General features: G+C 66.1%; 12 protein-coding genes. 3 read left to right on the forward strand and 9 right to left on the reverse strand.

Annotated elements, in window-relative coordinates; translation table 11 throughout:
- Positions 1 to 110 precede the first annotated feature (110 nt).
- Genes ACRAQ3_RS18755 through ACRAQ3_RS18780 form a run of 6 tightly spaced genes read right to left on the reverse strand, consistent with a single transcriptional unit; the run spans position 111 to position 5,997 of the window.
- On the reverse strand, positions 111 to 1,568 hold the full coding sequence (locus tag ACRAQ3_RS18755) for an aldehyde dehydrogenase family protein (RefSeq protein WP_432256966.1): 1,458 nt from the start codon (positions 1,566 to 1,568) through the stop codon (positions 111 to 113).
- On the reverse strand, positions 1,565 to 2,296 hold the full coding sequence (locus tag ACRAQ3_RS18760; protein WP_432256967.1) for an MBL fold metallo-hydrolase: 732 nt from the start codon (positions 2,294 to 2,296) through the stop codon (positions 1,565 to 1,567). Before ACRAQ3_RS18760 ends, ACRAQ3_RS18755 begins: the two co-directional genes overlap by 4 nt.
- Positions 2,293 to 3,336 carry an ABC transporter ATP-binding protein gene (locus ACRAQ3_RS18765; RefSeq protein WP_432256968.1) on the reverse strand — a complete coding sequence of 348 codons (1,044 nt, stop codon included), beginning with the start codon at positions 3,334 to 3,336 and terminating at the stop codon, positions 2,293 to 2,295. Before ACRAQ3_RS18765 ends, ACRAQ3_RS18760 begins: the two co-directional genes overlap by 4 nt.
- Positions 3,333 to 4,103 (reverse strand): ABC transporter permease, encoded by a 771-nt coding sequence (locus tag ACRAQ3_RS18770; RefSeq protein WP_432256969.1) that lies wholly within the window; start codon positions 4,101 to 4,103, stop codon positions 3,333 to 3,335. The genes ACRAQ3_RS18765 and ACRAQ3_RS18770 overlap by 4 nt, the downstream gene beginning before the upstream one ends.
- Positions 4,103 to 4,951: an ABC transporter permease gene (locus tag ACRAQ3_RS18775; RefSeq protein WP_432256970.1), complete on the reverse strand. Its 849-nt coding sequence runs from the start codon at positions 4,949 to 4,951 to the stop codon at positions 4,103 to 4,105. Before ACRAQ3_RS18775 ends, ACRAQ3_RS18770 begins: the two co-directional genes overlap by 1 nt.
- On the reverse strand, positions 4,948 to 5,997 hold the full coding sequence (locus ACRAQ3_RS18780) for an ABC transporter substrate-binding protein (protein WP_432256971.1): 1,050 nt from the start codon (positions 5,995 to 5,997) through the stop codon (positions 4,948 to 4,950). Before ACRAQ3_RS18780 ends, ACRAQ3_RS18775 begins: the two co-directional genes overlap by 4 nt.
- A 114-nt stretch (positions 5,998 to 6,111) precedes the next feature.
- On the opposite strand from ACRAQ3_RS18780, the gene ACRAQ3_RS18785 reads away from it, so the two are divergent.
- Positions 6,112 to 6,723, forward strand: coding sequence for a TetR/AcrR family transcriptional regulator (locus tag ACRAQ3_RS18785; protein ID WP_432256727.1), 612 nt, complete (start codon positions 6,112 to 6,114; stop codon positions 6,721 to 6,723).
- Complete coding sequence (gene speB / locus ACRAQ3_RS18790) at positions 6,720 to 7,697, forward strand: agmatinase (protein ID WP_432256728.1); 978 nt, start codon at positions 6,720 to 6,722, stop codon at positions 7,695 to 7,697. Before ACRAQ3_RS18785 ends, speB begins: the two co-directional genes overlap by 4 nt.
- A gap of 1,062 nt (positions 7,698 to 8,759) precedes the next feature.
- Here speB and ACRAQ3_RS18795 read toward each other — a convergent pair.
- Positions 8,760 to 9,470, reverse strand: a complete 711-nt coding sequence (locus ACRAQ3_RS18795) for a hypothetical protein (protein ID WP_432256729.1) — start codon at positions 9,468 to 9,470, stop codon at positions 8,760 to 8,762.
- A gap of 532 nt (positions 9,471 to 10,002) precedes the next feature.
- On the opposite strand from ACRAQ3_RS18795, the gene ACRAQ3_RS18800 reads away from it, so the two are divergent.
- Complete coding sequence (locus tag ACRAQ3_RS18800) at positions 10,003 to 10,461, forward strand: hypothetical protein (RefSeq protein ID WP_432256730.1); 459 nt, start codon at positions 10,003 to 10,005, stop codon at positions 10,459 to 10,461.
- A gap of 591 nt (positions 10,462 to 11,052) precedes the next feature.
- On the opposite strand, the gene ACRAQ3_RS18805 is transcribed toward ACRAQ3_RS18800, so the two are convergent.
- Together ACRAQ3_RS18805 and ACRAQ3_RS18810 are read right to left on the reverse strand one after the other, a co-directional pair.
- Entirely contained in the window at positions 11,053 to 11,580 is a 528-nt protein-coding gene (locus tag ACRAQ3_RS18805) for a hypothetical protein (RefSeq protein WP_432256731.1), read from the reverse strand.
- Between the two features lie 1,203 nt (positions 11,581 to 12,783).
- The gene (locus tag ACRAQ3_RS18810; RefSeq protein WP_432256732.1) at positions 12,784 to 14,919 is read right to left on the reverse strand and encodes a UPF0149 family protein; all 2,136 of its coding nucleotides are present in this window, start codon (positions 14,917 to 14,919) and stop codon (positions 12,784 to 12,786) included.
- Positions 14,920 to 15,053 lie beyond the last annotated feature (134 nt).

Genomic DNA, 15,053 nt, shown 5'->3' on the forward strand with positions numbered 1-15,053 from the left:
CATTGTTTTCAAACAAGAGTCGCAGTTGGAAGTAGCGTGTGCCGCTACATGCAACCTATACGCGTAACTTTCATTATGTAATTTATCGTCTGCAAGCTACGAATTGGCGGTCAGTTTTCGCGCAGGATATGCTTCACCCCTTGGTAAGCGGCGAGGCCCCAAGGGCCCAGCTCCCGCCCGATGCCGCTCTGCTTGAATCCTCCCCAGGCACTGTCCGGGTAGACCACCTGCGGGGTGTTGACCCAGACCTGTCCGGCCTCCAGCCGGTCGGCGACCGCATCCGCCCGTTCCGGGTCGCCGCTGACCACCGAGCCCACCAGCCCGAAGCGTGTGGCGTTGGCAAGAGCCACCGCCTCCTCCGTGTTGGCCACCGTCGCGGTGGCGAGTACCGGGCCGAAGAGCTCCTCGGTCCAGACCGGGTCCGCATGCGGCACGTCACGGAAGATCGTGGGAGCGATGAACCGCCCTTCGCGGTCGAGCGCGTCGCCGCCCGCAAGCACCTCGAGCTCAGCCGAGCGGGCACGCGCCAGCGTCTCGCGCAGCCGTTCGAACTGCGCTTCGGTGGTGATCGGCCCCATCTCGGTGCTGTCCTCAAACGGCCCGCCGACCTGCAGCGCGCGAGTGCGTTCGACCAGCGCCTCGGTCAACCGGGGCGCGATGTCATGCTCCATGATCAGCCGCGAGGTGGCCGAGCAGATCTGCCCGGCATTGAAGAAGATGCCGCCGATGATGCAATCCACCGCCCGTTCGACATCGGCGTCGTCGAGCACCACGATCGCCGACTTGCCTCCCAGTTCCAGCGACAGCGGCAGGCAGCGCGGCGCCAGCGCCGCCATCACTTGCGAGCCGATCATGTTCGATCCGGTAAAGGACACCTTGCGGAATTCCGGCGCGGCGGTCACCGCGATTCCCGCCTCGGCCCTGCCCGCCGCGATGTTGAGCACGCCCGGCGGCAGGCCCACCTCCATCGAGATATCGCCATAGACCAGCTCCGCCAGCGGCGTCGCCTCGGACAACTTCAGCACCGCCGTGCAGCCTGCCGCCAGCGCCGGGGCGATCTTCCATGCTGACGTCACCAGCGGGAAGTTCCACGGCACGATCAGCCCGACCGGCCCCAGCGGCTCGTGCCGCACTCTCCCGCGATGCACGCCGCCCGCATGCGCGACCGGCGCGTCCTGCGCGGCATCGATGCCTTCGGCCAGACCGGCGTAGTAGTCGAAGGTCGCCGCGGCGTCGTCGAGGTCGATCTCGGCCTCGACGCGCGGCTTGCCGTTGTTGCGCATCTGCAGCTCGACCAGCGCCGCGCGCCGGGCCCGAAGTCCCTCGGCGAAGCCGCGCAGGTAGCCTGCTCGCTCCGCCGAAGTGCGCGCCTTCCAGTCGCCCCATGCCCGCGCCGCCGCCTGCGCCGCGCGGGCGATGTCGCCGACACCCGAAGCCGGGACCTCGGCGATGACCGTCTTGTCCGCCGGGTCCGTCACGACCAGCCGGCTCGCGCCGGAGGCCGCCCGCCAGCCGCCATCGACGAAGAGCGTCTTCCGCCGCTCGATCAGGTCCTGCGCCGCGTTCATCCCCGCTCCTTCGCGTCGAGCCAGGTGCGGATGATCTCGCGGTGCCGCGCACCATCGTAGCTCGGGAAATGGCCGCCATGCACGACCTGGACCGGCAGGTCGTAAAGCCGCACCATCGAGGCGTGATAATCGGCGGCATCGGCGTGGTAGGTGTCCTCGATCAGCGGCCCGTCATAGACGATGTCGCCCGAGAACAGCGTCTGCGTTGCCGCCTCCCACAGCGCGATGCCGCCCGGCGAATGGCCCGGCGTGTGGATCACCTTGAAATGCCGGTCGCCGGTGTCGAGCACGTCACCATCCTCGAGCAGCCGGGTCGGCGCCGCACCCTTCAGCCCGTAGGTAGCCGAGCTGTAGGGTTCGGGCGGCAGTCGGGTGAATATGGCGTCGCTCACATAGGGATCGGCCAGCGTCGCACGGTTGCCTGGGCGTTCGAGGATCTCCGCCTCGGCGCGGTGCACGCAGCGCTCGGGAAACTCGTGGTGGCAGCCGATATGGTCGAAATGCGTGTGGCTCGCCACGGCGATCAGCGGCTTCTCGGTGACCAGCGGCACCCAGTCGCGCAAGCTCACCACCCCCATGCCGCTGTCGACCAGAAGGTCGCGGTCCCGGCCGCGGATGTGCCAGATGTTGCAGCGGTAGAATTCCTCGATGAAGGGCTCGGAGATCAGCGTGATGCCGTCGGCCTTGGTTTCGGTCGCGTACCATTCCTCAGGGCGGGCTCGGATCACGGGGCATCCTCCGGAAACACGGTGAGGTCGGCCGGATCGGCGGCGAGATCGATCCGCGCGCCGGACTCTGGTCGGGCCTCGGGTGCGAGATGCGCGACGAGACGGGTGTCAGGCGCGGCCTCGGGCATGAGATGCACGCGGTAATGCGTGCCGAAGAAGGCCGCGTCCTCGATCCGCGCCGCGCCGAGCTTCCAGCGCCCCTCCCCCGCGCGCAGCGCCTCGGGCCGCAGGCAGATGGTAAGCGGCCCCTCGGGCGGTGCCCAGTCCGGCAGCGGCCCGAAGGCGGTCTCGACCCGCCCCTGCCGCCCGGTCCCGGCGATGCGGTTCATCTCGCCCATGAAGCCCGCAGCGAACAGGCTGGCGGGGCGGCGATAGACCCGGTCGGGTGGACCCTGATCCTCGATCCGCCCGGCATTCATCACCACGATCCGGTCGGCGATCGCCATCGCCTCTTCCTGGTCGTGGGTGACATGTACGAAGGTGGTGCCGAGCCGCCGCTGGATCGCCTTCAGCTCGTCCTGCATCGCGCGGCGCAGCTTCAGGTCAAGCGCACCGAGCGGCTCGTCCAAGAGCAGCACGTCCGGCTCGACCGCCAGCGCCCGTGCCAGCGCCACCCGCTGCCGCTGGCCGCCCGACAGCTCGTGCGGCCGCTTGGCCGCCGCCCCCTCCAGCCCGACCATGCCGAGCAGCCGCTCGGCCCGGGCGTGGCGCTCGCGCCGCCCCATCCCGGCCATGCGCAGCCCGAAGCCGACATTGTCGCGCAGGCTCATGTGGGGGAACAGCGCGTAATCCTGGAACATCGTCGTGGTCGGCCGCTTGGCGGGCGGCACATGCGTCATGTCGCGCCCGCCCACCGTCACCCGCCCCTGGCTCGGCGACAGGAAGCCGCCGAGGATCGACAACAGCGTGGTCTTGCCGCAGCCCGACGGCCCGAGCAGCACCACGTATTCGCCCGCCGCGATGTCGAGTTTGATTTCTCGCAGCGCGGTGAAGCTGCCGAAGCGGTGCGACGGGATGGAAAGGGCAATGGGGGCAGTCACGTACGGCGTCTCCCGAAGACCAGAAGTTCGAGCGCGAGGACGAGCGCCACCGAGACCAGGAAGACCAGGCTGCCGATGGCGTTGGTCTCGGGCGACAGCCCCGAGCGCAGCAGGCTCCAGATCTCGACCGGCAGGGTCACGTCGAAGCGGGTGAGCAGGAAGGCAATGATGAACTCGTCCCAGCTCAGCGTCACCGACAGGAAGAAGGCGGCGAGGATCGCGGGCGCCAGCATCGGCACGGTGACGAACCAGATCACCCGCGCCTCGTTCGCGCCGAGATCGCGCGCCGCGCGCTCGGCGTTCTGCTGTTGCGCGCCCATCGATCCGTAGATGATCGCGAAGCAGAGCGGCAGGTTGATCACAACGTGGCCAAGCCCGGCGGTGGCGAGCGACAAGGGTAGCCCAAGCCGGTTCAGCACGATCAGCAGACCCAGACCAACGATCAGGTAGCTCACCGTCATCGGCGCGATCAGCAGCGCGCGCACCAGCCCCGAGCCCGGCAGCACGTGCCGCGCCAACCCGTAGGCCGCGAGGAAACCCAATGTGCAGGCCAGCGCTGCCGAGCCGAGTGCCACCATGAGCGAATTGGCCAGCGCCGCCATCAGGTCGCGATTCGAGAGCACCGCGCGATACCAGTGCAGCGACGGCCCGTCGAAGGGCGGCACCGGCAGCGTCCCACCCTGGAACGAGAACAGCACCAAGGCGCCGACCGGCAGGTAGATGAAGCCGAAGGCCAGCGCGACGTAAATCCACGGCAGCGCGCGCATCACAGCCGGTCCAGCTTCAGCCAGCGCGAGCTGGTCAGGTAGGCCAGCGTCACCAGCCCCATCAGCACGATCGACAGCGCCGAGGCCATAGGGAAGTCGGCACGGCGACCGAGCTGCACCATGATCACTTGCGGCACGGTCAGCTCGTTGTTGCCGCCGAGGATCTGCGGCGTGATGTAGTCGCCGATGCAAAGCACGAAGGTGAGGAACGCCCCGACCACGATCCCCGGCAGGGTCAGCGGCAGGATCACGTGCCGGAAGGTTTGGAATGCGTTGGCGCCGAGATCCATTGCCGCGCGGCGGTAGTTCGGCGAGAGCTGCACGAGGTTGGCGTAGATCGTCAGCGTCAGCAGCATGACGAAGAAATGCACGAAGCCGGTGACCGTGGCGAAACGGGTCGAGGCCAGCGTCAGCGGCTCGGAGATCAGCCCCAGCCCGATCAGCGCCTTGTTGATTACCCCTTCGCGCGACAGGACCAGTAGCCAAGAATAGGAGCGCACCACGTAGGAGGTCCAGAAAGGCAGGATCGCCAGCATCAGCACCAGCCGCTGACGTTTGGGCGGCACCCGGTAGGCGATGATCCACGCCAGCGGGTAGGCCAGCAGCACCGACACCACGGTGACGGTGAGGGTGATCTCCAGCGACACCACGATGGCGCGGCGCAAAAAGCTCTCGCCGAAGATTTCGGCGTAGTTGGCGAGGCTTATCCCCCAGACCAGTGTCCGCCCGTCCAGCGTGGCGAGGCTCATCGCCGCCATCACCGCGAAGGGCAGCACGAAGAAGACTGAGGTCCAGATCAGCGCCGGGGCGGCAAAGCCCCAGCCCCGGGCCGCTCCGCCGTCGCTCACTGCTGCAGCATCTCCAGCCAGAGATCCTGCATCTCGATGTCAAGATCCTCGTCGGGCGCGGGATAGAGCTGGGCACGGGCGAGGTAGTCCTGCTGCTCGTCCCAGCGCAGCACCTGTTTCTGCGCGTCGCTCAGATGGTCGCCGGCCTGCATGTTGGCGGGCATGCCCCAGAAGCAGGAGGAGGTCGCCAGCGCCGCCTGCCCTTCGGGGCTGACCACGTGCTTGACGAATTCGAGCGCGAGGTCCTTCTGTTCGCTGCCCTCGAGCACGCCGATCGACTGCGCCCAGCGGACCGCGCCTTCCTCGGGGATGGTCCAGGTCAGTTCGGGCCGCTCCTCGGCCAGCACCGCCGTCAGCCACTCGCCGCCGCCGACCACGATGTCGACCTCGCCGGTCGCGAGCGCGGTCTGACTCGCCACGACTTCGCCGACCGAGCGCGAGGCGGCCTTCATCGCGAACAGTTCCTCGCGCAGCGCGTCGAGATCGTCCTTGGAGAGATCCGCCGTCTCCAGCCCGCGCGCGATCGCGGCGAGGCCGATCACCGGCAGGTAGTAGTCGTAGATCGCGATCCGGTCGGCGTATTCGTCGGTCCAGATGGTCGAGAGCGACTGCATGTCGGCCTCGTCCACCTTGTCGGCGTTGTAGGAGATCGTGTTGTAACCGAACTTCTCGGTGACGGCATAGGTCTTGCCGTCGCGGGTGGTGCTCTCCTCCATCACCACCTCGGGGAAGAAATCGGCAGTCGGCAGTTCCCCGGTCGGCAGCTCGGCCATCAGCCCCGCCTCCACCGCTCGCGGCACGTCGATCGCGTCGATCACCAGCACGTCCCAGTCGCCGGGACGGGATTGCTCGAGGATCGCCAATGCGGCGCCGGTGCCTTCGTATTCTCGAAGGTTCACCTTCACGCCGTGTTCCTGCTCGAAAGGTTCGATCAGTGCCGGGTCGGTATGGTCGCACCAGACGAGAGCATTCAGCTCCTGCGCCGCGGCAAGGCCGGGCGCAAGGATCGCGGTGGTGCAGAGCATCATGAGTCTCGGGGTCGTCATTATCGTCTCCCTGAATAGCGGCGTGTAGCGCCGGCGGGGCTCATGCCCTCTTGCGAAGAAAGTTGAATGGCCTCAGAATTTAAGTCAACTCATTTTTGATCCGGGGGAACGGCGATGGCCGGGCTGCGTGAACGGCAGAAAGCGGACCGCCAGAGGCGCATCCTCGAGGCGGCAGTCGCCGCATTCCGCGAAAGCTATCGCGCCGCCCGGATCGAGGATCTCGCCGCCGCGGCCGAGGTCTCGGTCGGCACGGTCTACAACTACTACCCGACCAAGGGCGACATCCTGATGGCCGTAGTCACGATGGAGGTTGAGGAAGTTCTGGCGCAGGGCGAGGCGCTGGTTGCCGAGCCGCCCGCCGGGGCCGCGCGGGCGCTCGGAGCCCTGATCGACGGCTATTACGACCACAGCCTCGTTTACCTGACCAAGGAGATGTGGCGCCACGCCATGGCGATCTCGATCGAGGCAGCCGACACGCCGAACGGCCGGCACTATGCCGCGCTCGACGCAAAACTCTGCGACCAGGTGATCCGCCTGCTCGACCGGCTGCGCGCACGCGGCGAGATCGCCCCCGCTCTGCCGGTCGCCGAGTTGGGACGGATCGTGTTCAACAACCTTAACCAGATGTTCATGGAATTCGCGAGGGACGAGGAAATGACGATCGTCATGCTGAAACGCAAGGTCGCGGCCCAAACCGCGCCGCTGGCCGGGCTGATGGCAGTATGAGCCGATTCAACCAGCCGCTCGGCGGCAACGAGATGCCGCGCTTCGGCGCGCCGGCGACGATGATGCGACTGCCGGCGCAGGCCACGGCCGAGGGGCTCGACGCCTGCTTCATCGGCATCCCGATGGATGTCGGCACCTCGAACCGGCCCGGCACGCGGCTTGGGCCGCGCCAGATCCGCGACGAGAGCCGAATGATCCGGCCCTACAACATGGCCACCGGCTCCGCGCCCTTCGAGCACCTGCAGGTTGCCGATATCGGCGACGTGGCGATCAACACCTTCGACCTGAAGAAGTCCTGCGACATCATTACCGCGGCCTATGGCGAGATCCTCGACCACGGCGCGATCCCGCTGACGCTGGGCGGCGATCACACCCTGACCTGGCCGATCCTGCGGGCGATGAAGGCGCGGCACGGCCCGGTGGCGCTGGTCCATGTCGACGCCCATGCCGACGTCAACGAGCACATGTTCGGCGAGAGGGTCGCGCACGGCACCCCGTTCCGCCGCGCCTGGGAGGATGGCTGCCTGCAAAACGACAAGGTCGTGCAGATCGGGCTCAGGGGATCGGGCTACGCGCCGGACGATTTCGCCTGGGGCCGCGCGCAGGGCTGGAGCGTGGTCACCGCCGAGGAGGTCCGCGGCCATTCGCTGACCGGGCTGATGGACCAAGTGCGATCCCTCGTGGGCGACGCGCCGGTCTATCTCAGCTTCGACATCGACAGCCTGTCGCCCGGCCTCGCGCCGGGCACCGGCACGCAGGAGATGGGCGGTCTCGCGGATTGGCAGGCGCAGGAGATCGTGCGCGGCATGGCCGGGCTGGACATCGTCGGCTGCGACCTCGTCGAGGTCTCGCCGCCCTTTGACCCGTCGGGCACCACCGCGACGCTCGGCGCCAACCTGCTCTACGAGATGCTTTGCGTCCTGCCAGGCGTGCCGCAGCAGCCGCCTGCGCCGTTGCATGGGTTCTCGCTATAGAAAGAACATGCGCGTCAGTAGAATTAGGAGTGTAGAACGCCTTGAGTTTGCGCTCCCCCGTCATTGTAGCGGGATAGACGTACACCCTGTCGGGATATCTTTCCTTCTCACACTTTAGTCCCCCAACTTTCGCCAATGAATGTTTTGGGGGCGCTTGTGCGGCTGTTGCGGATTTCCCCTTATGTCGGCCCCACCGGGGATGGCTTCGGTCTTTCTGCGCAGTCCATCAAGTTGGAACTGCGATGGCCCTGGACTTCGCAGAGACCGGCCCCCGATTGCGCCGTGCCAGCTGACCCCAGCCGAACAGGCAGGTTTTCCGCCAGGATCGCGGAGTACATCGTGGGCGGCTCAACGCCATGCGTTCGCAGCTAAAAGCAGGATGACCTTCAGTGCCGACGCTGCTGATCGTAGCTTTGCGGGTTCTGATGAAGGTTAGGTCTCTGCCGCCTGTAGTCTCCATTCCGACTGGAGCGGACGGTCATTCGTGTCTTCGCAAACCCCTTAGGGCATTGTCACGGACCCCTGTTCCCTACTACTGAACAAGGCCCAAACAGATCCCCTGCGTCTCCGATCGGCCCGTTTACCTATATTGTCGGGGTGGAAAATCGCACTGTTCAGTCGTGGGAAACACCCCAACGGCAGCACGGCAACCGAGCGAAGTTCTGGCCAAAAGTATGTTTTTCGGCGCGCCGGGGGCGTTTGTGTTCAGTTGGAACACCGGATTTGCGTATAAGGATATGGATAACAGGTGTTTTGACTGAACATGGAAACATCTGAACTCCACTCGGTCATGAACCGGGTCTTTTGGAAGGCCGTACGCTGATGTTCCGCCGCTGCCATTGTTCGTCTTCACCCCAAGTTTACGGCGCGGGATCGACAGCCGGGATGATCAATTGATTACCCCGGTCGTGGCGTGGCCCCTCGGTATCGCGCGGGCTGCCGAGACCGCAGGTGCCGTGGTTCGACGGTTTCAGCACATTGGACGTAGAGTGCCAAGCCACCTGATGCATGGCGCCGAACATGCCATGCATCAGATGACTGTATCGCTTTGCCCCAGCTCGTTCAGACCGCCTGCTGTTCGACCTTGTTCCCGCTGACCACGCCGGGGACAGACGCGTCGATGCCAGCGGCCAACAACGCAGCCGGCGGCAGGTCGTCGAGGTCGATGTGGTCGGCGACCGTGTCCCCCGTCACGCAGCAGAACTCGACCATCTCCTGCAGCACGCCAGACAGCGCATGGAGGTCCTCTCCGTCCCACATCTCCACCGCCGACGCCAGATAACCCATCCGAAACCCACAGGCCCGCCATTCGAGGTCGCTCGGGCTCCACATCCCGGTCATGCGGGGGTCGACGAGGGTCGCGCGCAGCCGCGCCGCGAGATTCGAGCAGGCCGCCGCGATCTCGTCCATGGCCGGCGACAGCTCCGCCTCATCCTGCGCCTCCTGCAGCGCCCTGACGATGGTCCGGTCGGAGATGCCGTGTCTGACGACCTCCGAGATCAGTTCGCCATGCGAGATGCACACGTGGCTCCAGAACCGGATGAGGGGCCGGAGGTCGAGATGGGCCGGGTCGATACGCAGGCTCTCGAGCACGAGATCGATGTTGGCCTGCTCGAGGCGGCTCATCTGCGCGACGTCCAGGCGCTCCATGGCAGGGTCCGTGTCTTCCCATGCAACCGCGGCGTCGGGCGGGGCCGCTTCCTGCCCCGGCATGGCAGTGCTGGACAGGAGGTCGGTACGGCAGCTGTCGCGGGGTTCATCCATATCGGTCATTCACGGTTTCCTTCGTTCATTCACACAGTCCTTCGTTCGCGGAATCTTGTCCGCGGTGCTTCGGTATGAGACCATGCAAGCAGAGCTGAGAGTCGGGTGGTCGTGATTGGCGTCGCCGCCACCCGGCTCGCTGTCCAGCCGCAGCTGATCTGAACCTGATAATCCCATGTGGCGCTTCGATCCGACAATGGGGGTTCACTAGGTCCGATCTCGATTTATGTGGAAAACCCACCGCCCACACGCGGGCAGAATGCCGCCTTGGCTCGAGGAGGGTAGGGGCGCGGTGCTTTCGTAAAACGATCATCAAGCCGCCTGATGTCGAACCATCCTGCAGAGATGATAGCCTGGTTGCCCTTGGGAGGCCTTGGGAGGGGGCTGCAATGCGTTCTCGGCAATTTGCCTGGGGCAGACTAGGCCGAGAGCACTGCGCCTGTAGCGCCCATCCCAGGGCGTTTTTCGCGCACGGACAGGTGATCAGGCGCGGCTGCTGTCTGCAAGGATCAATCGGCAGGCTCATTGCACCAGCTATGCAATGGTTCGATCTGTCAATGCCAGGGAGGACACAGCGCGTCCTCGCGCCGGACCGATCTTCGCGCCTCATGCGCTTGTCGAGCCGATCGAGGCCCGCCTGCTCCCGGCCCTCCCGCTCCTCGCCTCCGCTTGGATCTCCGGGCCGGGGTTCGGACTCGGCCTGCTGCGCCTGCGCCTGTGCCGACCCGGACTTGCCTCCCTCGCGGCCACCAGCTGGATGCGCGTCGGCATGGTCACCTCGGGCGCGATGTTCCCCGGCAACGTCCTGCCTACCTCGTTCCTTGACTGGGTGATCTGGAACCCGCTCTTCCATGCCGTCGACCAGGCGCGCGGGCTGGCCTTCGTGAACTACGCGCCGCGCCACAGCCTCGGTTGGCTGGTCCATGTTTTCGCCTCGGAGGCTCTCCTCGTCGGCGCCGTGGCCTGCCACGGTCGCATTGTGAACAAACAGTGGACGTAACGGCCCACCCGGCCCCGTAACACCCTCTGTTACGCCCCAGATCACGAATTTCCATTAAGGATCAATGGGTTGATGAAAAGCGTAACAGCGTAACGGCGTAACGGGGGGAATATATATATTATTCTTCTCCTCCTCTCTCCTCCACCACCACCCCCTCTTATATATATATTTATCCTATTTATCTGTTACATATAGATAGTAGATAGAGAATAGTCATAGGAATCAGTCACTTACGGGCGTAACATCAACCGTAACAGGGGCGTTACGGACCTGTTACGCCGTTACGCCCCCTCTAATCACATTAAGTAAGACGTGTAAGTGACTTTTATTATTGGGACTTTCTTCCCGCTCTGCTCGAGCGCCCCTCGGACGCCGCTCGGCTGAGGCCCTCGAAGCGGAGAAAATTTTCACTGAAGTCGGGGAATGACCGGGGGTCAGGCGGTCTCGGATCGCCCGGACGCCGCTTCCTGTGCCCGGCGGATTGGGCCGAAAAAGCCCGGCGCCGTTACGCCCGCCCGGGCGTCGTCATGGCATCCGGGCGAGTTTTCAGGGTGTCTGCCGCCCGGCTGAGGGGGAAAGCCGGGCCGGGCGTTACGCCGGCGCGGGGGCCTCGACGCCCACCTCTTCGCCCAGTCCGAAGAGCTTTGCCTGGAACTGGCGGACCCCACGATCATGCAGGACATGCGCCGCGGTGACCGGCGCGGCGAGACTCAGGCCGGTGAGGCTCGGCGCCCGGCTGAGGCCCACGTAGAGCTGCCCGGGCGCGAAGATGCCGGTCGGATCGAGATGCATGTTGGGCAGCGTCATGCCCTGGCTGCGATGGATGGTGATGGCCCAGCCCGGCAGGATCGGCAGCTGCGCATAGCGGCCGGTCACGGTGCGGTTCAGGTCGCGGGTCTGCTCGTCGAACTCGTAGTCGACATTCTCCCAGGCATGGCACCGGACCGTCACAGGGCGGCCGTAATCGAGCAGGACCTCGGCTTCCGGACGCCCCTTCTCGTCGCGCTTGGCCCGCAGGCAGGTCCCCGTCGAGCCGTTGTGATAGGCCCCCTCGGGTTCGTTGGTGCAGAGGATGATGCGCGCGCCGGGCGTCATGCGCAACTCCGGCGACATCCGCATGTCGTTGCCGTTGAAGGGCCCTGTGCCGCGCTCTGGATGCGGTAGACGCCGCCCGGGATCGCATCGAGCCTCTCGCGGTTGATGGCCCCGGCCTAGCGGTTTGAGGCAAGGACCCGACACTGGCCTTTGGCATATGCGCGAGTTGCGCGGCAGCGACGATCCTCCGCCGGAGAAGAGCGTACCACGAGCGATAAGGACAACGTCGAGGCCCCTGGCCCCTTGCGCACCGCCGCAGCCGGGCACAGTGCGGTCCCGGCCGGGCGACCTTCGCCAGGCCGGAACCGCGCAGACTGTCGGTATTCCGGCACGCCGCTTCTGATCTCGAGGCTTGGCTTTAAGCGGCTCTCCTTAGCGACAAGGTGTAGTTCCGCCAAGCGTCATGGGTTGGCCGTGTTGTCGGCTTGCCAGGAGAGCGATGCGCCCTGCAGGGTACGTGACACGCTCGTGCACCGCGACCCGAGCCGACGGGCTGGACGCCCGCCTACGGCCGAACTGACGACCGCTCCGTCGCTCGGAAAACGCGGGGTTGGCTGCAGCTACAGCCTCCAAAGTGTTTGCATGTCCAGTTTGCGCACGCTTTTCGCGTATAAAGATATGGATAACAGGTGTCAGGACTGGACAACAACAGGGGGTAAGGCTCCCAAGTTGGTCACAGAAGGGGGGCGCCGACGGATCGAAACCCCGAATGCGCCTTATCCGGGCAGGTGTTTCCCACGAGTGGACAAGCGAAAGCGTTTGCCTGAAATGTGAACAACGCGGATTTCCACCCCCACAATATAGGTGAAGGCCGGAAAACGGCCCCCGGGCGCCCCCGGGAAACTCTCAAGTCAAAGTTTTTCGATAAATCAGAATGCTGTCCGGCGTCCGGAAGGTCGAGACCTGCTGCGCGTTCGTTGGCCAAGAAAGACCAGAGCTCTCCTCATTCGCCAGACCACTCTTCGCATGCTGGGTGTCACCAACGCCTTGATCGACCTTTCGCGAGGCTGCCGTTGCTCCGGGAATCGCGCTCGAACGTGATCTCCGAGACGGCTCACAAGCGCCGTCGAATGCCCCCTGCCGGAGTGGCGCCGTCATTGGCGAGGCGGTTAACATGTCGCCGTCGCGCGCAGCCGCTCGGCAGGCGCTGCATGAGAGTGGCTGACGACACGAAGAGCGGATGTGTCGGTGCCGATGGCTGCCCGCTCGAGAGTCTGGCGACAGCCGTCACATCTTCTGTTTAGCGAAGCGCTCTCGCAGCCAGGCCGGCAGCGTGGCCTGAAATACGGTCGGGTCGATCCGGCCCTCCGCCGCCTGCTCGAGCACCTTGCGGATCGTCTTGCCTTGCGGCCCCAGCGCCTTGGCAGGCCAGTGCGGCTTCGTCGCCTCCCAGGCTGTCAGGTAGCCGTCCGCCCAGATCGGGATCAGCGGGATGTCGGCCGGGATCAGTCCCTCATCCGGCGCCCGCAGCTTCGAGATGGCCTCGTTGTAGCGCGGCATCAGCAGGTCAACGAAGCGGGACAGTTTCTTCTCGGTCTTCAAGGAGGGGCCGAAAATGTGAAGCAGCGGCGTGAGCCAATCCGACGGTGTCACGAAGATCGGCGCGGTGCAGATCCCCGTCAGATAGCCCTCGAGCCAGGGCTCGGTCAGCCCGGCAGGCTGCAACAGCTTCGCCAGTTCGCCCGCGGTCTCGGGTGCGGCATTCGGCATCGTCCCAGTCGCAGGTGCCAGGAGGGACGAGGCGAACGGCATATCCAGCGGCGCCTCGAAGGGGCCGTCATGGGCATCGCGCCGGTCCATCCACACCATGATGGATTGCTCGCAGATGAAACCCATCACCGGTGTCTTCTTGAGGTCGCGCCCGTCCTTCAGCGCCGCGGCGACAGCGAGGACTTCGTCAACGTGGGTGGATCCGGCAGCGTTGAGCAGCAGCGCATTGCGGGCGATGACCGCGGCCCAATGCGCGCGGCGGCCTTCCAGCACCCGCCACATGTTGCGGGTCAGCGCGGTCTGGGACCTGGCGCTCTCCAGCGCTGCCACGGTTTCGTCGCTGTCTTCGAACCAGCTTTCCAAGACCGGATAGGTGTCCGGCCAGTGCTGACTGGCAGTGATCAGCCGGCCCCGGGCCTGGACCGTCAGATCGGCAACCCGGCCCCCGGGATCCGCCAGCTCCAGCATGGCCTCGACCGAGGCGGAGAGCGGGCGCAGCGCGTCGAGGCCGCAGGCCTGCGCCACATCCACAAGCCCCGGCACGGGCGCCAAGCCCGCCTCCAGTCCCTCGCCCAGGGCGATGCCGAGCGCCTGCTCCATGTAAGTGCGCGGGACCTCTAGCGCCTCGATTTCGTCGGTGAGGGTGGCGAGGATGCGGCGCTGCTCGGTGGCGCTGTCGCAGGGCAACACATAGGCATCCTTCACGCCGAAGCCCTGCTTCAGCAGAACCACGGCCACGCTGCGGGTGCCCCCGGTCTGCACCGCCGCCGCCATGCTCTGCGCGCCGGAGCCATCCACCGGGCTGGCGACGATCCGGTGCAGCTTGCGCTCCGGCGCCTTGGTTGCGCCGCCCACGCCCTTGCGCATGGCCTCCCGCACGAGGCCATCCACCCGGTCGCGCAGCGCCGCATCCGCCAGCCAGCTTCGCAGGATCGTGAGGCGGGCCAGCGTCTCCGAGGAGGCCGTCCCCGCTGCCAAGCGGTCCGCCAGGCCGTCCACCGCGCCCGAGCGGACCTCCGCACCGGCATCGAGCAGCCAGGCGCAGCCGAGCTCGGCGAAAACTTCCCGAGGCCGCCCCACCGCCAGCCGGACCAAGGCCCGGCGCGCCTCGGGCGGCACGGTGGGCAGCATCTCGGAAAACAGGGCTTGGAGCACTGTGACGTTGTCGCCGTGCTCCCGCATCAGGCTGCCGAGCAGACCGTCGAGCAGGGTCTCCAGAGCGGCTGGATCGTCACCAGCTGCTACCGCGTCAGTGAATCCATCCTGCCGCGCGGCGAGGATGGCGGGCGGGGTCAGGCCGGCGCGCACCCAGATTCCTGAGACCGCCAGGCTTCCTTTGAGGGTCAAGGCATCCGATGCGACCAGTTCGCCGAGCTGCGCCTCGAGGGCATCGATGAAGAGCGCGCCGCGCCGCTGCCCGTTCTCCCCCGCCATCCGGGCTTCGTCGAGCACCGTGCTGAGCAGCTGGCTCATGCGTTCCTCGTCCTCACCGGCGCCGGCCGCGCTGCCAGCCATCTGTGCCAACAGCCCCGCTGCGTCGTCCGGCCTTTCCAGAAGCGCGCGACCGGACCGCTGTAACTCCGCGGCGTGCGTTTTGGGGTCGGAAGCCTTCGCAAGGGCCGCGAGCATGGTCTTGACCGAAGGCGACAACATCGGGGTCCCGTCAGAGCTGATGATAAGGTGGGATGACCCTGCACGGGGCGAGATCATGCTGCAAGCGGATGGCGATCACAGGTCGCAGGCGCGACACCACGGTTTCGGACCGGGAAAGCGAACGGAACGGATCG

Origin of the sequence: Limimaricola sp. AA108-03 (genome assembly GCF_050847355.1) — a bacterium.
Taxonomy (GTDB): Bacteria; Pseudomonadota; Alphaproteobacteria; order Rhodobacterales; family Rhodobacteraceae; genus Limimaricola.